Annotated in this window: 17 protein-coding genes, 3 tRNA genes and 1 rRNA gene; 2 read left to right on the forward strand and 19 right to left on the reverse strand. The window is 41.1% G+C overall.

From position 1 onward, the window contains the following. The 18 genes from VER_RS00735 to recQ form a co-directional block, all read right to left on the reverse strand. Positions 1–418, reverse strand: a 16S ribosomal RNA gene (locus VER_RS00735); the annotation flags it as partial. Positions 419–821: 403 nt separating this feature from the next. Continuing rightward, positions 822–897, reverse strand: a tRNA-Lys gene (locus VER_RS00740). Positions 898–901: 4 nt separating this feature from the next. After that, a tRNA-Gln gene (locus VER_RS00745) sits at positions 902–976 on the reverse strand. Positions 977–981: 5 nt separating this feature from the next. Beyond that, positions 982–1057, reverse strand: a tRNA-His gene (locus VER_RS00750). Between the two features lie 73 nt (positions 1058–1130). Beyond that, positions 1131–1970, reverse strand: coding sequence for a polyamine aminopropyltransferase (speE, locus tag VER_RS00755; RefSeq protein WP_162098986.1), 840 nt, complete (start codon positions 1968–1970; stop codon positions 1131–1133). A gap of 39 nt (positions 1971–2009) precedes the next feature. Beyond that, positions 2010–2636 (reverse strand): hypothetical protein, encoded by a 627-nt coding sequence (locus VER_RS00760; protein WP_162098987.1) that lies wholly within the window; start codon positions 2634–2636, stop codon positions 2010–2012. Between the two features lie 94 nt (positions 2637–2730). Continuing rightward, a complete protein-coding gene (locus VER_RS00765) occupies positions 2731–3162 on the reverse strand; it encodes a peptidylprolyl isomerase (protein ID WP_115310950.1) in 432 nt (143 codons plus the stop codon). Then, a complete protein-coding gene (locus VER_RS00770) occupies positions 3163–3864 on the reverse strand; it encodes a ThiF family adenylyltransferase (RefSeq protein WP_162098988.1) in 702 nt (233 codons plus the stop codon). 27 nt (positions 3865–3891) lie between these two features. Beyond that, on the reverse strand, positions 3892–4263 hold the full coding sequence (locus VER_RS00775) for a VOC family protein (protein ID WP_162098989.1): 372 nt from the start codon (positions 4261–4263) through the stop codon (positions 3892–3894). A gap of 190 nt (positions 4264–4453) precedes the next feature. Beyond that, positions 4454–7537 carry an AAA family ATPase gene (locus VER_RS00780; protein WP_162098990.1) on the reverse strand — a complete coding sequence of 1028 codons (3084 nt, stop codon included), beginning with the start codon at positions 7535–7537 and terminating at the stop codon, positions 4454–4456. Next, positions 7537–8721 carry an exonuclease SbcCD subunit D gene (locus VER_RS00785; protein ID WP_162098991.1) on the reverse strand — a complete coding sequence of 395 codons (1185 nt, stop codon included), beginning with the start codon at positions 8719–8721 and terminating at the stop codon, positions 7537–7539. The genes VER_RS00780 and VER_RS00785 overlap by 1 nt, the downstream gene beginning before the upstream one ends. Before the next feature lies 1 nt (position 8722). After that, entirely contained in the window at positions 8723–9559 is an 837-nt protein-coding gene (locus tag VER_RS00790; protein WP_162098992.1) for a deoxyribonuclease IV, read from the reverse strand. A gap of 107 nt (positions 9560–9666) precedes the next feature. Next, positions 9667–10095, reverse strand: coding sequence for a Fur family transcriptional regulator (locus VER_RS00795; protein ID WP_238390105.1), 429 nt, complete (start codon positions 10093–10095; stop codon positions 9667–9669). A gap of 172 nt (positions 10096–10267) precedes the next feature. Next, positions 10268–11824, reverse strand: a complete 1557-nt coding sequence (locus tag VER_RS00800) for a DEAD/DEAH box helicase (RefSeq protein ID WP_162098993.1) — start codon at positions 11822–11824, stop codon at positions 10268–10270. Between the two features lie 185 nt (positions 11825–12009). Then, positions 12010–14457 (reverse strand): Tex family protein, encoded by a 2448-nt coding sequence (locus tag VER_RS00805; RefSeq protein WP_162098994.1) that lies wholly within the window; start codon positions 14455–14457, stop codon positions 12010–12012. 3 nt (positions 14458–14460) lie between these two features. Then, entirely contained in the window at positions 14461–14952 is a 492-nt protein-coding gene (locus VER_RS00810) for a dihydrofolate reductase (protein ID WP_162098995.1), read from the reverse strand. Then, a complete protein-coding gene (locus tag VER_RS00815; RefSeq protein ID WP_162098996.1) occupies positions 14952–15743 on the reverse strand; it encodes a thymidylate synthase in 792 nt (263 codons plus the stop codon). Before VER_RS00815 ends, VER_RS00810 begins: the two co-directional genes overlap by 1 nt. An 88-nt stretch (positions 15744–15831) precedes the next feature. Continuing rightward, positions 15832–17682 carry a DNA helicase RecQ gene (gene recQ, locus VER_RS00820; protein ID WP_162099095.1) on the reverse strand — a complete coding sequence of 617 codons (1851 nt, stop codon included), beginning with the start codon at positions 17680–17682 and terminating at the stop codon, positions 15832–15834. Positions 17683–17978: 296 nt separating this feature from the next. Here recQ and VER_RS00825 point away from each other — a divergent pair, with 296 nt between their 5' ends. Together VER_RS00825 and putP are read left to right on the forward strand one after the other, a co-directional pair. Beyond that, a complete protein-coding gene (locus VER_RS00825; protein WP_162098997.1) occupies positions 17979–18797 on the forward strand; it encodes a sulfurtransferase in 819 nt (272 codons plus the stop codon). A 199-nt stretch (positions 18798–18996) separates the two neighbouring features. Then, positions 18997–20478: a sodium/proline symporter PutP gene (putP, locus tag VER_RS00830; RefSeq protein WP_162098998.1), complete on the forward strand. Its 1482-nt coding sequence runs from the start codon at positions 18997–18999 to the stop codon at positions 20476–20478. A gap of 184 nt (positions 20479–20662) precedes the next feature. On the opposite strand, the gene VER_RS00835 is transcribed toward putP, so the two are convergent. Then, the gene (locus tag VER_RS00835; protein WP_162098999.1) at positions 20663–22189 is read right to left on the reverse strand and encodes a YadA-like family protein; all 1527 of its coding nucleotides are present in this window, start codon (positions 22187–22189) and stop codon (positions 20663–20665) included. Between the last annotated feature and the right edge of the window lie 72 nt (positions 22190–22261).

Here is a 22261-nt window from a genome sequence, read left to right on the forward strand (position 1 = left end):
CGTTGCCCCGTCAGACTTTCGTCCATTGCGGAAGATTCCCCACATCTGCCTCCCGTAGGAGTTTGGGCCGTGTCTCAGTCCCAATGTGGCCGTTCATCCTCTCAGACCGGCTACTGATCATTGCCTTGGTGGGCCGTTACCCCTCCAACTAGCTAATCAGACGCAACCCCCTCCTTCAGCGATAGCTTATACATAGAGGCCACCTTTCATTAAACTTCGATGCCGAAGCTTAATCGTACGCGGTATTAGCAACGGTTTCCCGTTGTTATCCCCCTCTGAAGGGCAGGTTGGTTACGCGTTACTCACCCGTTCGCCACTAAGATTGATAGAAGCAAGCTTCCATCGCTCTCCGTTCGACTTGCATGTGTTAAGCACGCCGCCAGCGTTCGTCCTGAGCCAGGATCAAACTCTCCAAGATATCTTGGAGCTATTTGCTAGCTCGTTTTTGTTGTTGTTAGTTTAACCGAAGTTATCTAACTTAGAATTTATTTGGTTGGTTTCAACGTTGTTGAAACCCGCACTCTGGCTATGTTCATTTCGTTAGAAATGATTACCTTACATTGTTCAGTTTTCAAAGATCTGTGTATCAGGCTTTTCAACTTTCATCGCCTGACGACTTAATTAGTTTAACAGTGAATGTTAATTATGTCAACCACTTTTTTACAACTTTTTTACTAATTTTGTACCTTCTAGCTAAAACCCTTATAAACAAAGGCTTTCTGACTACTCAAACATAGTTTTATGCTTGTTAAAGCCAACTAGCAAGTACATTTCAATAAAAGAGTTAGAAAAAGCACCGTCAAAAGACAGTGCTTTTTACATGGTGACTCACCCGCGACTCGAACGCGGGACACCCTGATTAAAAGTCAGGTGCTCTGCCAACTGAGCTAGTGAGTCATGTTGGCAGGGGCGGCTGGGATCGAACCAGCGCATAATGGAGTCAAAGTCCATTGCCTTACCACTTGGCGACGCCCCTATAAGTGGGGTGAGTAGTGGGGATCGAACCCACGCGTAACGGAGCCACAATCCGCCGTGTTAACCGCTTCACCATACCCACCACTGTGATTGTGTCGGGGAATTATCCCCCGTTGAATGATATTGTATCATTCAACGGGGGCAACTGTCAACAACTATTTTTTAATTAAATAATCTTTTACAAAATTAGGTAATGCAAAGGCTGCTTTTTGAATATCATCATTGTAATATTTAGTAGCAAAACCCTGCTTACGATTAGCTTCCCAAGTCAATGGATCGTATTTTTTAGACCCCATGGTGAAGCAATGCATACCAGTTGGATAAATAGGAATATACGCTGTATATAAACGTGTAATAGGAAAATGATTAGCTACATAGCCAAATACTTTTTCCACTAATGGCTGATGCATCATAGGGGATTCTGTTTGCTGTACAAACAAGCCGTCTTCTTTAAGCGCTTTGTAGGTATTAGCATAAAACTCTTCCGTAAAGAGACCTTCCCCTGGCCCAATCGGATCAGAACAGTCAACGATAATTACATCAAATTTATTGTCACAGTCTGCTACATAACCAATGCCATCACCAATTGTTACTGTTAATTTAGGATCTTTACGAATCATAGCATCAGCAATGGATGGCAAGTATTCTTTAGCTAATTCAACTACTTTACCATCGATTTCAATCATAGTAACGGATTCAACGCATTCATGGCGCACGCATTCCCGTGCTACACCACCGTCACCACCACCAATAATTAGCACATGTTTAGGATTAGGATGCAAAAACAATGGAATATGTGACATCATTTCATGATAGATAAACTCTTCTCGTTCAGACGTTTGAAATACGCCATCAAGCGCTAACATATTACCATATTCTAAACTGTGCACTACTTCAATTTTCTGAAATTCAGAAGCACCAGAATATAATACTTTGTCAATTTTTGCACTTAATTTCAAATTTTCAGACTGATTTTCTGTAAGCCACTCTGCCATAATTAGCCTCCTAAATTACACAATACCTGCTTTGTACGATTATTTACGCACTACATAGGCAAAACCGCCACCTAGCATAGTATCTTTTAACCATTTTTGCAAGGAAAACGTACGTTCAATCTCCTCATCATATACCACGCAACGGATATCATCATTGTTTTCCATTAATTTTACAATAGGTACCCAGTGCCACGTAGATAATTCTTTTTCACGACCACGGTGACGATTTAAAAACGCCACTGGTGAATCGCTAGCTAGCCCTTGCTTAATAAATTTTACAACTTGTTGCAACGGTGGACGGCACACTGCAAAGGGATAAATGCCCATCATTTTTACAGTATAAGGTAATGTATGATCTTTAATATAGGCATTTAAACCTTCTTCCAGCCACTGTGTTTTATATAAGCCACCACCAAAACGAGGTCGCACATACTCAAACACATCTTCCATACGTTTTAAAGCCGCTTCACCATCGGCACTATGAGCTGCATCTAACAGGCCATCACGAAATTGTACATAGCTAATCAACTGGGTAGCCGTCGTAGGCCCACAACCAGCTAAGCGCTGCCAATCATCATGATACCACTCTTGATTATACCCATAAGAAAAACGACCGTCTTTTTTCACCTGCAACCATTCGGGATGTGTGATTGTCAAGCTCTCCATATATCTCTTAATCCTCTATTACTTAACTATTAACTATAAAAACTCAATCTGTTAATGCAGTAATAGATGCCTTGCAAAGAAAGCCCCCGTAAGCTTAGTCTTCTACGACTTCCACTTTTGTCATGCGGTCACCTTGCTGAATCGCATCTACTACATCCATACCTTCAATAACTTTACCAAATACAGTATGAACACCATCTAAATGAGGCTGTGGTTCATAGACAATAAAGAACTGGCTACCACCGGTATTAGGTCCACGATGAGCCATAGATAAGGCGCCCCGTTCATGTTTATGAGGGTTACCAATTAATTCATCTTTAATTGTATAGCCAGGACCACCTGTACCATTCCCATTAGGGCAACCGCCTTGTGCTACGAAACCAGGAATCACTCGATGGAAAGTTAAACCATCATAGAAACCTTCTTTGATTAATTTTTCAAAATTAGCTACTGTACCTGGTGCTTCTTTATCAAACAATTCAATCGTAATATCGCCTTTTTCCATATGGATAATCGCTTTTTTCATTTATTCTACCTCCAATAATGTACGTAATACATAACTTGCTAACATTAAACCAGAAACGGATGGTACGAAACCACAAGACCCTGGGCTACGTGAATCATCATCACGATTAGGAGTCATAGGTTTTTCTGTTGAAAATACAACGGTTTGTTTTTTAATACCACGCTTACGCAATTCACGACGCATCACTTTTGCCAGTGGACAGGTGTGAGTTTTACTAATATCCGCAATGGTCAATAATTCAGGATGCATCTTATTCCCCGTCCCCATGGACGAAATACAAGGAATCTCTAATTCCTGACACGTTTCAATAATGGCTAACTTAGCTGTTACCATATCGATCGCATCAATAACGAAATCAACCTTAATATCTTTAAGAAAATTAGGATACGTTTCTTTTGTATACACAATATCATACGTATCCACTTGCATATCTGGACGAATAGACAACGCACGTTCTTTAGCTACTTCTACCTTCCGTCGACCAATTGTCGCTTGGGTGGCAATTAATTGACGATTCAAATTACTTACCGTCACTTTATCGCCATCAATTAGCACTAAACGGCCGATACCGGTACGTACCAAGGCTTCCATGGCAAAGCCACCAACGCCACCACAACCAAATAGGGCTACTGACTTCGTCCCCAAATTCTCTAATTTCTCTTTCCCCACTAACCATTCTAAGCGGGTTAACATATGTTCCATTCAGAAAAACTCCAATTCAATATGATATTAACGATGTAACGGAATAATTTCTAACCAATATCCATCTGGATCAGCAATAAAGTAAATGCCCATATTAGGGTTTTCATATACGATGCAACCCATTTCTTTGTGCTTTTTATAAGCCCCTTCATAGTCATCCACTTTAAAAGCTAAATGGAATTCGTTATCCCCTAGATTATAAGGACGATCCCAATCGCGCAACCAAGTTAATTCTAACTGATGATTACTAGCGCCATCTTCAAGATACACAATTTTAAAAGAACCATCTTCTGGTTCAATACGACGACCTGGGGTTAAACCAAGCGCCTCTTTATAAAAATCTAAACTTTTGTCTAAATCACGCACATTAAAGTTATTATGTACCATTACAAATTTCATAGAGCCATCTCCTTTCACGTATAACCATCAACTAGTCTACTCACCATTACACAAGCTGTGAATAGACTTATACTATAAGAGGATTTCTAAAACTCCTCTACAATTTACTTAATACTGCTATTTAATAGTATCACAAATCTCGATATATGGCTATATAAGGGAAAAAACTTTGCTCTATCCCTCGGCCTAGTTACGGCACTACAAACTGTGCTTCACTCCCCCGCTCCGTAGCCCGCACTTCTAAGTGGGCGGGAATACGGCTTTTTAATTCAGGCACATGAGAAATAATCCCCACCAAACGGCCAGACGCCTGCACCTCTACTAAGGTTTGCATGGCTACCTCTAAGGTATCTGGATCCAAGGTACCAAACCCTTCATCGATGAAAATCGTATCTAAATGGATTCCCCCCGCATAAGCTTGAATAATATCAGCCAATCCCATGGCTAACGCTAAAGACGCTAAGAACGTTTCACCTCCTGATAACGTATTAGCCGGTCTTGCATAGCCTGTATACGTATCTAAAACGGCAAGGTCTAAACCGCGATGACCACGACGAACACTTTCTAAATCAGCTCGTTCTAAACTATAACGACCACGACTCATATGTCGCAAACGGACATTGGCAGCCACCACTACTTCTTCCAAAATAGCGCCCAAAACATAGCGTTCAAAGGTAACCCCTTTTAAACCGGTATCACCGCCAATGGCCAAATCATATAAATTAAAAATAAAAGTGCTCCGCTTAGTAATCGCTTCATTTTGAGTAGCTAACGTTTCATACTCATCAATAACCTTAGCTATGCGCTCTGCTTCCTTACTTTGAACAGCCGCCTCACGAACAGCTGCCGCATAAGCGACCATCGCCGCCGTTGTATCCGCCTCCGTTACTATGCGACTCGGTGCAGGCAAAGCTGCCAACTGTGCTTGCGCCGCTTCTAATAAAGCGTTGGTCTGCCCCCACATATCCTCAAAAGCACGCACTTCATTAGCTAATGCTATAGCGTCCCCCGTAAAGGCCTGAATATTTGCTATATCAGTGTCCGTTAATTTAGATTGGCGCACAGCAGTTTCATACCTAACCTGGGCTTCCTCAATGCTAGTAGCCAACTCTGCCAGTTGCTTCCTTAAATTTGCCAGCGTAGTTTCATTAGCACTGACCGCTTCAATATGTTGAGTATATGCTTCTTCGTACGCTCGCTTAGATACTTCATAAGCACCTAGCCATTCCTTTTGCGTCGCCAGCTCCGCCAACCAAGTCTCCTTATCAATGGAAGCAACTTCACCTTGCAAGACGGTAAGCGCTTCTTCTTTTCGGCCTAAATCAGATTGCAAAGCCTGTATGGTAGACATAATCTCTTGATAAGCTTTTTGAGCAGTCTGCAAAGAGCTTTCCGCTTCCACTAAGCTACTATCCAGCTTTTGTACTTCTTTCTCTTTATGTTGTAATTGCTGCCATTCACTAGCTAAGACTTGATCCTTTACTTCTGCTTCTGCCAAAAACTCCGAACGAGTGCACGCTGTAATCCCCAGTCCAGTATTATGAGTTACCCACTCATCAATAGCCCTGTCTATTTCAGAAAGTCGCTGCTGGGCCGTAGCTTCCTCTATTTCGGCTTGACCAAGCTCCGTCTTAGCTATGGAACTCTTTTTGAGAGCTTCACTATATGCCACCTCAGCTTTACTTAAACCTTCTTGTGACATATCTTCAGGCATGCTAGCTATTTGCGGATGATGTTTAGAACCACATACGGGACATGGTGCGCCAGCCTCTAACGCAAGCCCCAAGGTAGCCGCTTGATATTGTGCTTGTAAATGAAGCTGATGCGTTCGCTCTAGCTGAGCTTCTATTTCCGCTTGTTGTGCCAAGTCATAAGCTCGTCGTTTCACCCCTACAGTACCTACGGCTGCTTGGTACGTCGCCAAAGCCGTTAAAGCCTCTTGCCCTAATCGAACAGCTTCTTTTACAAGTTCACGTTGTTGCAGCCATTCGTGTTGTTGACTTAACGCTCCTCGTAACGCGATAAGACTTTCTTTCAAAGTAGCCACTTTACTAGTCAACTCTGAAACGGAGCATCTTTGAGCTTCTTCCTGCATAGTTTGCGCCTCTAACTTAGTAACTAATTGCGTCCGCTCCACCTCTAATTGACCGATTCGTTCAAAGCGCTCCTCAATTTGTTGTGCTTTATTGACATTCAATTCATATTCACTTTGCTTGCCCTTAGCTTGTTGTAATTCTTCTAAGTTTTCTTTTAAAACCTGTGAGGCGCCTTGTAATTCCTGTTGCACCGCTACAGCCTGTTCATACCCTTTACGAGCTGTAAGCTCCTTTGCCACTAACTCTTGCCAAGCCGCTTGCTGACGTTGAATAGGCTCATAAGCTGCCAGCTGTGCTAATACGGTTTTAGTCTCTCCTATAGCTTCTTGTTTTGCCCTTAAATCAGCTAACTTTGACTCATGTTCTTTAAGCTGTGTGGCTAATGCCTGGCGCTGTTCTGCTAATTTATACGCTTCCGTAATGCTTCGTTGTTCTTCTTGAGCCTTTTCAAGGGCCTTATTAGCCAATTCTACTAACTCTTGTTGCTTTACCCCCTGTTTGCGCAATTCACCAATCGTTACGACCTCTTCATTACTCAATAAATACCTCTGTCGATCAATGACTTCTTTCGCATCCGCACTGACCGAATCATATTCATCTTTTAAGAGCCCTTGTAAACGACTATAAATTTCAGTGCGAAACAAACTATGCATCAAGTCTTCTCGTTCTGACGTAGGGGCTACTAATAATTTACGAAACTCCCCTTGTGGCAATAAAACAACCTGCAAAAACTGCTCCGCTCTAAACCCTAAAATTTCATGGACTTTATCTTTAATGGCTTGAGACCGCGTGCTATATTCAACCCAGTCATTCTCTTGCCAGCTTAATAATCTTGCTTGGGCCCCTTGTTCCCGAAAGCCGTCCCCTCGTTTTTTCTTCACTTGTTGCTTAGGACTGCGCTCCAATTTATATTGCTTGTCCCCTACTGCAAATGTAAACACTACTTCCGTTGGGACGGTAGGTGTCGCATAATCACTACGCATAGTAGTACCACTGCGTAGACCTCCACTGGATTCACCGAATAAAGCATATACCATAGCATCTAAAATCGTCGTTTTACCAGAACCGGTAGAGCCTGTAATGAGAAATAAACTTTGCCCTCGTAGGTCACTAAAATCTAAGTGGACCGTCCCTGCATAAGGGCCAAAGGCTGTCATTGTTAACGTCAAAGGTCTCATCAATCCGCCTCCTTTAAAAGTCGCTCCCACAACTTATTCATATAAGACTTTTCCGTTTCACTCAAAGGTTTTTCACGAACAGCGGCTGCAAATTGTTCAAATAATTCTCGCTCTGACAATTGTTTATACGCCACTGTATTCACATCCGTTACTTCTGTTGCCATACGCCCCGTTAATTCTAAAGACATCGCATAAGGCAATACTTCACGAAGACGCGCCATACCATCAATAACAGGTGCCGTATCCAATAACTGCACTTGTACATAATCATTAGCATGTTGTTTATGCAAGGTTTCATCTTGCAAAATATCATTAAAATACCCTTTTATATTGACTACATCATGAAGGGCCTCAATGGGCACTTGTTCTAAGGCGCATTGCCCCTTACCATCCATATCCACAATAGTAAAGGATTTCTTATGATCTGCTTCGTCAAAGGAATATTTCAATAAGGAACCGCTATAACGAATATGATCAGCCCCCATGCGCTGTGGCCGATGAATATGACCTAAGGCGGCATAATTAAAAGATGTGAATACATCTACCCCTACATTAGCGGAACCACCAATAACTAAAGGCCGTTCCGATTCACTGGTTTCACTACCAGCTACCATAGCGTGAGCAATAGCAACAGTACGCACCTTTGGTTGTACTAAACTACGCAAATAAGTGGCCCAAGCATCATATATAGGCCCATAGGCTACGGTTAATTCTTGCCAAGCGTCCCGTTGTTGCACTGGTGCCGGCTGTTCTAATAGATGGGTAAGCACCGTACGAGGTTCAGCAAATGGCATAGGACAAAAAGCGACTGCTCCCTGTTGATCTTCCAAATATAAAGGATTCCAACTTCGTTCTAAACGGCCCCACACATGTAACCCCGACTGGGACCACAAATCACGCCCCACTTCAAGCCGCTCCGCACTATCGTGATTGCCCCCAATAACTAAAAAGGGAATTTTAAAATCAAGTGTTAGCTTCGTAATAAGAGCATCCCATAACTCCACTGCTTCTACAGGTGGCACGGCTCGATCAAATACATCCCCTGCCAATACAATGGCATCCAGCTTCGCCTCTTTCACCAAAGGGTATAGCTGATGCTCAATCACATAGGCTTGGTCCTCTGTTAAATGACGAGCATAAAAAATACGCCCTAAATGCCAATCAGCCATATGAAGAATGCGCATATTACACCTCGCGATATACACTGCGAAGTAAAGCAATTTCCTTCGCATAACCTTCTAATTCATTGGGTGTTTCTAAATAAAATGGCTTATCTCGTAATGCTGGATGGTTAATGATAGCCGTAATAGCAGTTAAACCAATATGCCCTTCGCCAATTTTTTCATGACGATCTTTATGAGCGCCTCGCGGATTTTTAGAGTCATTCAAATGAATCGCATGTAAACGATCTAAGCCAATACTGTGATCAAAGGATTCCATAACACCATCTAAATCATCAATAATATCGTAATCGCCTTCATGGATGTGGCAAGTATCCAAGCAAACGCCAATATATTCTTTTAATTTAACGCCATCAATAATCCGGGCAATTTCTTCAAAGGTTCGTCCCACTTCCGTTCCCTTACCCGCCATCGTTTCTAGTAAAACAGTGGTCTGCATACCTTCAAATAAAACTTCATTTAGCGCTTCTACAATATACTCAATCCCTAGGTCAACGCCTTGTTTTACGTGACTACCAGGATGAAAATTATATAATTGATTTGGCAAATATTCTAACCGTTCTAAATCTTCACGCATCATGTTCTTAGCAAATTGACGTAAGGACGGATCAGCGGCACAGGCATTTAAAGTATAAGGTGCATGACCTAAGACTTTACCAAAATTATGTTCCTCCATAAATGCCAACAACGCTTTCATATCCCCTTCGTCAAAGGTACGCGCTTTACCGCCACGCGGGTTGCGCGTGAAATATTGAAACGTATTACCACCCAAAGACAGGGCTTCTTGACCCATATGTAAATACCCTTTACTAATCGATAAATGACAACCAATCGTTAGCATATTCTTCTCCTTTACTTACTAAACATCTAAGTACAAAAAAAGAGCCTCATCCAACTACTACCAAAAGTATAACTTTTAGGCCTGCAGTTCATGACGGCTCTTTTTACTTAATGCGCTTCTCTACGTTGGCATTCAGGACAAATTCCTTCAAAGGTAATCTGTTGTCCTGTTACCTTGTATTGACTAAGAGCTTCCACCTTAGCCAAGGTATCATCCATATCCATACCATCTAAATCATCCACGCGTTTACATACTACACAACGCATGTGAGGGTGATTATGTGTATCCCAATCATAACGACTGCAATCATCACCCGTATCGAGAACTTTTACAAGACCAATTTTTTCAAAAATTTCCATTGTCTTATAAACGGTTGCTAGACTCATAGTTGGATGGTCACGGCGTAAACTTTGATAAATCATTTCTGCCGTCGGATGTTCATTTTGACCATAAAGCACTTGATAAATCGCAATACGCTGTGGGGTTACTTTGTAACCTTCGGAACGCAATTTTTGTGCAATATCGATAGCAATCAATCCTCTCTCCACTCGGATTTAATCTACCTATTGTGCTACTCAGCACATTCTTATTCATATAGTCTTACTAACTATTTATCAACCAATAATAATTATTAGTTAAATAATTATAGCAAATTCGGTATGGTTTTGCAAGTAAAGCCATACCGAATTTTACGTTCACTATATGTAATTAATCTTTAAAGTACGGTTTAAAAGCACCGCTTTTTTGGTTTTCTTGACCACTGCGACGACCTTGACCTTCTTGATTGCGACGTTTAGGGCGACTGCTACTAGAACGACGATCATCACGATTATTGCGACTACGCGAAGAGCGGTCATTGCTACGACGGTCACCATTACGGCTATTACGTTGACCATCACGACGACGGCCATCTTTACTAAAGTTGCGTTTCTTACGCACTCGAAGTGGCGCTTCTTCCGTAATATTAACTGGTGTTGTATCTGGCTCTTTAGTCAAGAGCTTAATAGCCGCAGCTACTAAAGTTACAGAGTCTAAATCATTCAATAGTTCTTCCGCACTAGCACGATACTCTTTTAAGTTTTCTGTATCATCAGCCATATTAATTAAGCTTTGCACCGCTAATTTTTGTTGACCTTCCAATACTTCACCTAAAGATGGCGCTTTACGACGAGCAATTTTACGTTTCGTCAAACGTTCAATAGCATGTAAATGTTCCATTTCACGAGGAATAACGAAGGTATTAGCCATCCCCGCTTTACCAGCACGACCAGTACGACCTACACGGTGTACATAGCTTTCAGGGTCTTGTGGCAAATCATAGTTATATACATGAGTTACACCACTAATATCAAGGCCACGAGCCGCTACGTCGGTAGCTACTAAAATATCAATAGTCCCTTCACGGAATTGACGGATTACACTATCCCGTTTTTGCTGAGATAAATCCCCATGAATCCCTTCGGCCATGTAGCCACGTTTTTTAAGGCCTTCCGTCACTTCGTCAACACGACGTTTCGTACGACCAAATACAATGGCTAGTTCTGGTGCTTGCATATCTAACAAACGGCAAAGTAAGTCAAATTTCTGACGATCCTGTACTTCAATATAGTACTGTTCAATCAAATCCATCGTTACTTGAGTTGGTTTCATGCGAATCAAACGAGGTTCTTTTAAATAATTTTCAGCCAACGTCTGAATAGCTGGTGGCATAGTTGCCGAGAACAACAAAGTCTGACGTTCTTCTGGCACAGCCCCTAAAATTTTATTAATATCATCGATGAAGCCCATGTTTAACATTTCATCTGCTTCATCAAGTACGATCACTTTCACTTTATCAAAGCTAATGGAACCACGTTCCATGTGATCCATTAAACGACCTGGAGTTGCGACGATAATCTGTGGATTTTTACGTAAGCTACGGAATTGGCGCTGAATATCTTGGCCACCATAAATTGGCAACGCTTGGATATGCGTATGTTGTGCCATTTTATTGAGTTCTTCCGCTACCTGAATAGCCAATTCGCGTGTTGGTGACAAGATTAATACTTGCACAGCTCGTAAATGTTCATCCACCTGTTCTAAGGCAGGAATACCAAAGGCAGCTGTTTTACCAGTACCGGTCTGAGCTTGACCAATCATGTCAAGACCTTCCATAGCTACTGGAATTGCTTCCTTCTGAATTGGCGTAGGTTCTTCAAACCCCATATCATTTAAAGCCCGTAAAATAGGCTCGCTAATCTGTAATTCTTCAAATTTTTCAAGCATGAACTATATGAGTCCTCCTTATTAAATCAACCTTAATTATTTTCTATGATTCGTCGGCGCATTCTAATATTATAACACATAAAAAAGAAGATAGCCAAATCAGAAGATTGAAAATTTTCTAATTTAGCTATCTTATGCAGATACCCTAATCAAATATCAACGAATTTTCTTATTAGTGTAGTATACTACTTTTTCTTACTATACACAATAGTAATATTATTATTTACAAAAGGTGCCGGCTCATTACGTTTCTGGTTGCGACGCTTTTGCTGATTTCGTTCATTATTGCGCTGGTTATAATTACGCTGATTATTATTACGTTGCCCATTACGCTGATTATTTCTCGAATTGTCACTGCGCCCCTCATTAACCTTACGCAAAGAATCGTTTTCTTTGGTAGCACGGCCAGCGCCTACTTTGGACCCAGCGTGTTCCCTTTGATTAGCATTAGTCTTATCCCGCAAAGATTTCATGGATAAGCCAATTCGATTTCGTTCTGGCTCAACGGAAATAATTTCTGCCTCAATAATATCACCCACTGCCAACACATCTGAAGGATGTTCATTGCGACGGCAGAATTCACTGCGATGCAATAAGCCATTGACTTTAAGTCCAAAATCAACAAAGGCCCCAAAGTCTACTACATTGTGAACCGTCCCTTTTACTACGGTCCCCACTTTTACATCTTCTAAACTCATTACATGCTTACGTGTCATCGGTGCTGGTAAATCCTCACGAGGGTCACGACCTGGCTTAGCTAAGGCTTCTAAAATATCGCGCACCGTTGGTACACCAGCCTCTAAATTAGCAGCTACTGTTTCGGCATCTACAAGGGCTAATTTTTCATGAAACTGAGCTAGCGTTGCTTTATCATTCAATTGATCTAAAGTAAAACCTAAATCTTTAATAATCGTTTCCGCTAATTCATAGGACTCTGGATGAACTGGTGTATTGTCCAATGGATTTTGACTATCTTTAATACGCAAGAAACCGGCGCATTGTGTAAATGCAGCTGGCCCCAACCGTTTCACCTTGAGCAATTCTTTACGATTGTGGAAAGTTCCATTATCCTTGCGGTAAGCTACAATATTATTAGCTACAGCACTACTAATGCCCGCCACATGCTGCAAAATAGCGGGCGATGCGGTATTCAATTCAACCCCTACATGGTTTACTACGGTTTCAACCACTTGGTCTAAGGTAGCACTTAATTGCTTCTGATTAACGTCATGCTGATACTGCCCTACACCAATTGATTTAGGATCAATTTTAACAGATTCTGCCAATGGATCTTGAACGCGTCGTGCAATGGAAACAGCTCCACGAATAGACACATCTAAATCTGGCAATTCTTCAATCGCTAATTTGGAAGCCGAATATACAGAGGCACCCGCTTCATTAGTAATAATATAATGGCAATCTAATTGCTCCGCTTCAATCAATTGTGAAACAAATTGTTCCGTTTCATACGAAGCTGTCCCATTGCCAATCGATAATAAGGTAACTTTCCATTTGCGAATACGATTGGCCATATCCACTTTAGCCGCTTCTTTGCCTTTTTCACCAGACGTAAGATGATAAATACCTTGATCAAGTACATTCCCTTGCGCATCGATGATGGCCATTTTACAGCCCATGCGATACCCTGGGTCAAGCCCCATAATCACATGACCCGCCAATGGTGGTTGCAATAACAAATTTCGCAAATTAGTACCAAATACTTTAATCGCTTGTTCGTCAGCATTCTCCGTTAACGTCTTGCGGATTTCACGTTCCATCGCAGGGAAAATAAGCCGTTTATAGGCATCAGCAACAGCCGCTTCTTTATAGGCTACTAAACTGGTAACCGCTGGCACTGGTAATTTACCAATCATATACGCAATATATGTATCATCAGGTGCAACTAAACTCACCTTCAATACGCCTAATTTTTCACCACGGTTAATAGCTAAAATACGATGAGACGGCATTTGATGAATTGGTTCTTCATGGTCTTCATACTGTAAGAATCCCTGACGAACTTCTTTATTCTCAGCCGTTTCCTCTACTAACACCGCTTTTACTTTGCCTTCTTGCCAAATGGCGTCACGTAAATACGCACGGAAATCAGCCCGATTGCTCACATCTTCAGCTACAATATCCATAGCCCCCTGCAAAGCTGCTTCCACAGTAGGTACGTCTTCTGAAACGAACGGCGCCGCTAAAATTTCAGCACTAGCGGCTGGATTGTCAGCGCTCTCACTTAACATCAGCGTAGCCAATGGCTCTAACCCTTGCTCACGGGCAATAGAGGCACGGGTTCGCTTCTTAGGACGATATGGTAAATACAAGTCTTCTAATTCTTGTAATTTCATAGCTCCTTCAATTGCAGTCGCCAATTCAGGCGTCATTTTTTCTTGTTCGGTAATCGAACGAATAATTTCTTCACGGCGTTGTTCTAAATTACGCAAATATTTAATGCGTTCTTCAATCTCACGGAGCTGTTCATCTTTAAGCTCGCCGGTCTTTTCTTTACGATAACGGGCAATAAAAGGCACGGTATTGCCTTCATCTAACAATTCAACTGCCACCTTAACTTGCCACCCTTTAACACCTAACTCTGTGGCAATATATTGGGACATTTTTTCTAACATGTACTACTCCTTCCGACGATACGTAACAAAACTAAATGGCCAAGGATTTTTCTCATCCACTTCACCGGCTATAGATTCTACCACTTCAAACTGGTTTAAATCAATAGTTGGAAAATGGGCATCCCCTTCAAACTCTTTATCAATCTCCGTTACATACAGAGTTTCTGCATATGGCATAAATGACTCATACATCTGAGCGCCACCAATACAATAAGCTACTTCTAATGCTTCTGCCACCTTTACGGCTTCCTCAGGTGAATGAAATACGCGAACCCCTTCATATGGCGGTTTATAATCTGCTTGTCGTGTCACTACCCAATGTTCTCTATTAGGTAATAAAAATGGCAACGACTCCAAGGTCTTACGGCCCATAATAATCACATGGCCGGTGGTTAATTTTTTAAAATATTGTAAATCTTTTGGTAAATGCCAAATAAGTTGATTATCTTTGCCAATCACATTGTTCTTTGCTTTTGCCACAACCATTGCTAACATTATACAGCCACCTCCATTGGTAACTTTCCTAGATGCTCATAGCCTTCGAGTTTCACATCTTCAGCCGTAAAGTCATAAAACGTCTGCACCGATTCATTAAGCCACAAGGTAGGTGCTGCTTTAGCCTCATCACGACGCGCTAATTGTGTTTGCAACGCTTCTACATGATTTTCATAAATATGAGCATTATTAATAATATGGGTAAACTGCCCTGGTTTCAAACCACTTACATGTGCAATCATACACACAAGCACTGCATATTGAGCCATATTAAAAGGAACACCTAAGCCCATATCCCCACTGCGCTGTACGAGCATACAATTTAACTTGTCCCCAGCCACGTCCCATAAGGTTTCATACGCACAAGGCTGTAAGGCCATATCTGGTAAATCTTCAATATTCCAAAGTGTCACAATCATGCGACGACTTTGAGGGTCCTCTTTGAGCATGCGCAATAAATTATCTACTTGCTTATATTTAGCTAATTGGTAGCCATAGGCCTTGCCAATGGTGCCATCTTCACGCATCCACTCATCCCATACATGAACCCCCATAGCCTGTAGTTCTTTTACATCATTGCTTTGCTTCTGCCAAATCCATAGCAGTTCTTTCACCGCCGTTTTGAAGGCTACGAATTTTGTGGTTAGAATAGGAAATTCTTTACTCAAATCAAATTGCATCACTTGATGAGGCAATTTATACGTTGGCACACCCGTGCGATTATTGGCATAATACCCATCTTTTAAAATTCGTTCTACAATGGCTAAGTATTGATCATCTGCCCGACTCATGAGAACCTCCTAGGTAAAATAACTTACATTGATATTAGAACAAAAATAATTCTATATTAAAACAAAAATAAACCAAACGAGCTAACTGTTAATCTTCTTTTGAAAAGGTATTAATTACCTTTAAAAAGGATAAACCAAAACGTTGTAATTTCGTTTCCCCAATTCCTTTAATTTTATACAAATCAGCTAAGGTTTGCGGTTTCATAGAAGCCATATCTATTAGCACTGTATCAGGAAAAATCAAATACGGAGGCACTTTTAATTGAGCACTTAACGCTTTGCGATGCTGACGTAAGGCTTCAAATAAATTAGGCTTATTAGTTCCCACTTTACTATTTGAGCCTTTACTGAAACGACTACCGCCAGAAGAAACGGCCTGCCTTGGACCATCAGGGCGTACTGTCACTAATTGACGGCGCACTTCGGTTACCCTAGCACTACCATCAAGCACCGCTTCACCAGCTGGGGTAATACTTAAAATAGGATATTTACCAGTGGCACAAGCTAAATATCCCAGCGACGTAAACTGACGAATTAACCCTTTTATTTCTCGGTCTTCCATATCTTGCAAAGCGCCAAACACGGGTAAACGATCCCAACCATAACGAACAATTCGATCCGTACGATTGCCCCCTACAATATCCGTAATCATAGCCGCCCCATAACGTTCTTCCGTATCTAGTACGGCTTTAAAAATATACTTTGCTTCTTTTGTCAAATCTCGTAAAGCTCCTTTATGGTGACAAGTACCACAATTATCACAGCGAGACCAAGACACCGTTTCACCAAAATACGTAAGCATATATTTACGCAGACACTCGCTAGTAAAGCAATAATTAATCATTTGCTGTAATTTTGACATTTCAATGCGTCGGCGCTCAGGCTCATGGACGGATTCATTAATTAAGTATTTGTGAATCATCACATCCCGCCCACTATATAAGAGCACGCATTTAGAGGGCCCCCCATCACGCCCTGCACGGCCCGCTTCTTGGTAATAACTTTCCATATTACGTGGCATTTGATAATGCAATACATAGCGTACATTACTTTTATCAATGCCCATGCCAAAGGCACTCGTAGCTACCATAACCTTCACTTTATCATACGCATAACGCTCTTGCTGTAATTTCCGCACCTCATCACTAAGACCGGCATGATAGTAGCCCACTTCCACACCGCGCTTAGCTAGTTCGCCATATACATTTTCTACATCTTTACGAGTGGCGCAGTAAATAATCCCATTCTCCTCGCTATGTTGTGCAACAAACTGCAATACATAAGGTAGTTTACGCTCTGGCTGTACCACTTCAAAAGACAGATTGGGCCTATCAAAACCAGTCACATGAACCGTTGCCTCTTGCAGGCCTAGTAGCCGTTTCATATCGGCCTCTACTTCGCGCGTTGCACTAGCCGTAAAAGCACCAATAACAGGTCTCTTAGGCAAGGTATCAATAAACGGTGCAATCAACTGATAAGACGGTCTAAAATCATGGCCCCACTGCGATACGCAATGGGCTTCATCAATAATAATTTGCTCGATAGGTAATTCTTTCAAAAAATTCTGAAACCATTCTGAACTTAATCGCTCTGGTGCTAAATATAATAATTTAACTCGATTTGCACGCAACGCCCGTAATATTTGAGTCGACTCTTCTTGCTCTTGCGTACTATTTAAATAGGCAGCCGGAATTTTTTGCATCCGCAATCCATCTACCTGATCCTGCATAAGGGAAATGAGCGGTGAAAAAACAATAGTAAGGCCCCGTTTCAAAAGAGCCGGTATTTGGAAACAAATCGATTTGCCTGCTCCCGTAGGCATAATCGCTAAAATATCTTTATTCGCAAGCAGTGAAGCTACTGGCACCTCTTGGGCCGGACGGAACGTGGCATACCCAAAATAATGTTGTAAGGCCGCCTCAGCAGCAGGGTGAGCCATACCATTCACATCCTTTCTAAAATCATCACTCACATATTGTGTATCATATTATTTTAACATTATTTACGAAAAATTACACTACTACTCTATTGAAGAAATATTATACTACTGAGGAAATATTATACTACTGAAGAAATATTACGGTGCACCTTTAAATGTCTAAAAAAATACACTATTACCTAAATATCTGTTAAAATAGTAGATATACATTCTATAGTATTTACGCATTCTTAATAAGGTAAGCATAACCTAATTTAGACTTAATACAGCGTATATCCACAAACGAGGTGACTCAGATGAAACATTTTATTACCCCCACTGAATTAAATACACAAGGTCATGACTATATATGCTTAGATATTCGTGGCCCTAAGCCCTATGAAGCAGGCCATCTACCCCATGCTTTTGTATTAGATGTAACCGATGACTTATCAGGTGTGGTAGGACCTCACGGTGGGCGTCATCCTTTGCCAGATTTCGACGTACTCGCTGCTAAATTAGCGTCTTTCGGAATTACACCCCAAAGTAAAATTGTCATCTACGACTCCTGGCTATTTCTAGCCGGTCGCCTTTGGTGGACCTTGCGCTATATGGGCTTTACCCATGTGAAAGTATTAGCCGGTGGTATTGAACGTTGGACCCGCGAAGGATTCCCCCTCACCCAAACAGCGCCCCCATTACCAACGATACCAACGCCCTTCCATTATACCCTACAACCACACATGGTAATGACTCGTGACGAAGTCTTACAAAGTAGCAACAGCCAAAGTCATGTGATAATTGATGTCCGTGCACCAGAACGCTATGCTGGCACTGATATCGATACCATGGATGGCATGACAGGTCATATTCCTACAGCTATCAACCACTTCTGGGCTGACGGCTTCGACGCCAATGGCCCCTTGCCAACTGCTCAACTGAAAAAGTTGTTTGCCGATATTAGCGCGACTACAAGGCCAATTGTTACCTATTGTGGGTCTGGTATCACAGCCTGCCTTACCATGCTCGCCATGAGTGAAGTGGGTATTGAATCAGCCCTTTATGTGGGAAGTTCTAGTGATTGGGTTACCTATCCAAACTTCCCAATTAAAACGGGCGTTGAAATACTTAAATAGCACAATTTTCAGCCTATCTACCTTTTAGCTTATAGTCTATCTAATTTTCAGCTTATCTATGAAATTTATATTATTCAAGCTATAAATTATATTTTTTCTAAAATTTCTATAGAAATTTTCAGTTCCTGTATAGTAGGCTTACCTATTTTATGATAAAATATAACAATATATCTATAATGAAAAGGGGGTGCATCTACGTATGCACACACAAATTCCGATTATCATAGCCTTTGCACTTTACTTAGGACTTATGATGTACATCGGCATCTATTATTATCGTAAATCACGCAATTTAAGTGATTACATTTTAGGGGGCCGTAAATTAGGACCTTGGCTCACTTCTATGAGTGCCGAAGCTTCCGATATGAGTGGTTGGATGCTCATGGGCTTACCTGGTTTCGCTTACAGCACTGGCATCTCAGCGATTTGGATTGCCTTAGGTCTTGCTGGTGGCACCTGGCTCAATTGGGCCTTCGTATCAAAACGGTTACGAAATCATACAGAAGTGGCTAACAATAGTTTGACCATTCCTGATTACTTGAAAAATCGCTTCCGCGATACCTCAAGAATTCTACCAATTGTATCTGCTATTTTTATCATTATTTTCTTCTTGATTTATACCTCTTCAGGTTTCGTAGCCGGGGGCAAACTATTTACAACTATTTTCGGCTTAGATTATACCACGTCACTCTTAATCACCGCCGGAGTCGTTATTTTCTATACCTTCCTAGGTGGTTTCTTAGCTGTAAGCTGGACTGATTTAATCCAAGGGACCATGATGTTCTTTGCCATCTTAATCATTCCTATTACCGCTACCATTATGATGAATGGACCTGTAAATACGGCGCAGCTCATTGCCACAGAATTTCCTCAAGGCTTATCCATCTGGGGGCCTGAATCAGATACCTTTACCTTAGCAATTGGAATCATTTCTTCCTTAGCGTGGGGCCTAGGCTACTTTGGGCAGCCCCATATCCTAGTTCGTTTCATGGCTATTTCTGATGCACGGGAACTAAAAAAAGCAACAAATATTGCTATGGTCTGGGTAGTTATTTCCCTCGTAGCAGCTGTTATTGTTGGCCTAGTAGGTAAAGTATATTTAACCACCCCATTAGCAGGGGCTGATGTAGAAAAAGTATTCTTAGTGATGAACGAGCAATTATTCCCACCATTCGTAGCTGGTCTTATTTGGTCTGCAGTACTAGCTGCTATTATGAGTACCGCTTCTGGCCAGTTATTAGTAACAGCCTCTTCCGTATCTCAAGACCTATATAAAAATATTGTCGGTCATCGCACAAGGGACCAAGAATTAGTATTAATCAGTCGCATTACTGTACTCATCATTTCAGCCATTGCCTTATGGTTAGCTCTAGACCCTAATAGCTACATCTTAACCATGGTAGCCTATGCGTGGGCGGGCTTTGGGGCCGCCTTTGGCCCGGCCATTCTACTCTCCTTATTCTGGCGTCGCATGACCTTGAAAGGTTGCGTAGCTGGTGTTATTGTAGGTGGCTTAACTGTTCTTATTTGGAAACAATTTGCTTGGTTCGGATTATATGAAATCGTTCCTGGTTTCCTCTTATCTTCCCTCGCTATTTATATTGTGAGCCTATTGGATAATCCACCGTCCAAAGAAATTACCGATGAATTTGATGAAGCACAACAAATGCATATTTTGTAAACTAAATTAAATTTTGTAACAAATATATGGAATAAAACAAACAGTTTAATACCTAACATATAAAAAAGAGGCCCTAGGGCCTCTTTTTTATATAGTCGTTAAACTAATTTATGCAGTTATAGGACAATTTATACGCACGTAAACATATAGCGGTTAGGCTTGTGCCTGTTAAATAACTATAAAATTATTTAGCAGCTAGTAAGGCTTCTAATTTTGCTAACCGTTCATTTAAGGCAGCATTTTCAGCTTTAACAGTATCTACTTCACTTGCTTTTGCTTTCAATGCTTCAATATCTTTACCTTGATTTTCTAAAGCATTTACTAATTCAGCTTTAGATAAACCTTGGTATGGTGAAGATTGACCAAAACGGAAAGATAAACCTGCATTGTACATATTTTCAGAGTTGCCTACTGCCGTAGCAAAACTTACCATTAAGTTTTCATTAGGACGATAGAAGGCACCAAGAGCGGCTGCTTGTTCATTTTTATATGCACCAAAACCTGCTGCAAAGGTTAATTTAGAGTCATCATCGAAATCAAGCGGATGTAAACCTGCTAAAGCGGCGGCACCAGCACCAATTTTATTTACACGTGTGCTTAATTTATCTACACGATTATTTAAGCCAGAAATAGCTGTATCACTATTATTCATGCGATCTGTTAAATCAGTAATAGCATTGGTGTTGTTTGTTACACGACCGTCTAAATCGTTAATAGATTGGGTATTGTCAGATACACGATTATCTAAATCTTCAATTGTCTTACCTTGATTATTTACTTCAGTTTTAATATTAGTAATTTCCGTAGAATTACTGCTTCCATTAGTTACTAAATCACCAAGGGTAGTTTCAATCGTTGACACACGTCCATCTAATGCAGTTACACGGTTATCTACAGATTTTAATTGCGCCACATTAACGGCATCAGTAGATGTACTACCAGCTGCTACATTTGTAATCTGACGCGTAGCCGTTGCATTACCTACCGATACGGCACCATATGTACCTTTCACGGTATTAGCAATCGCTGTTTTATCTTTATCACTTGCTGCGTCAGCCGCATATACTTTACTAGAATCTGAAGCGGAGCTACTTGTAGTAACGGAAGTAACATTAGTTGAAAGTAGTGCACCGCGCGTAGCTTTTGAGCCACTACCTAAAGCTACTGTATAATTATTATTGGCAACAGCATCACTCCCTAATGCAACACCCCAAAAATTAGAATTAGCTCCCGTACCCAAGGAGGTACCAAACAGACCACTCACTGTATTAGCACCAATAGCTACCCCTTTTTCACCTGCGGTAGCGTTTGCCTTAGCATTATCACCAATAGCAATACTATCTGTACTACCTGCCGTAGCCGCGTTACCAATAGCTACCGCTTTCAGCCCATAAGTTACATCACTACCAATACCAACAGAATAACTAATAGCAGGAGATAATGCATGTACGCGATTACCAATTGAAATATTTTCTGCATGAAGACTAACATTATTTCCATCATCCTTGGTGCCATTAAATACATCATTACCAATGGCAATACCATTATGACTAGCCTTAGCATTATGACCTACCGCTACACTATTGTAATTATCAACTGTTGCCGAATCACCTAACTTAACAGTATCAGCCTGTACCACCATCGTCACACTAGACATCATTAAAGCAGATAAAACAAAGCCTTTTAAAAGATTACTTTTTTTGTTACTCATTTCAAACACCTTCTACTTAAATACAACACTTCACTTGAATACTATATTTATGATATTGAATTATATCACTAA

The sequence above is a fragment of the Veillonella sp. R32 genome, assembly GCF_010093125.1.
GTDB lineage: Bacteria > Bacillota > Negativicutes > Veillonellales > Veillonellaceae > Veillonella_A.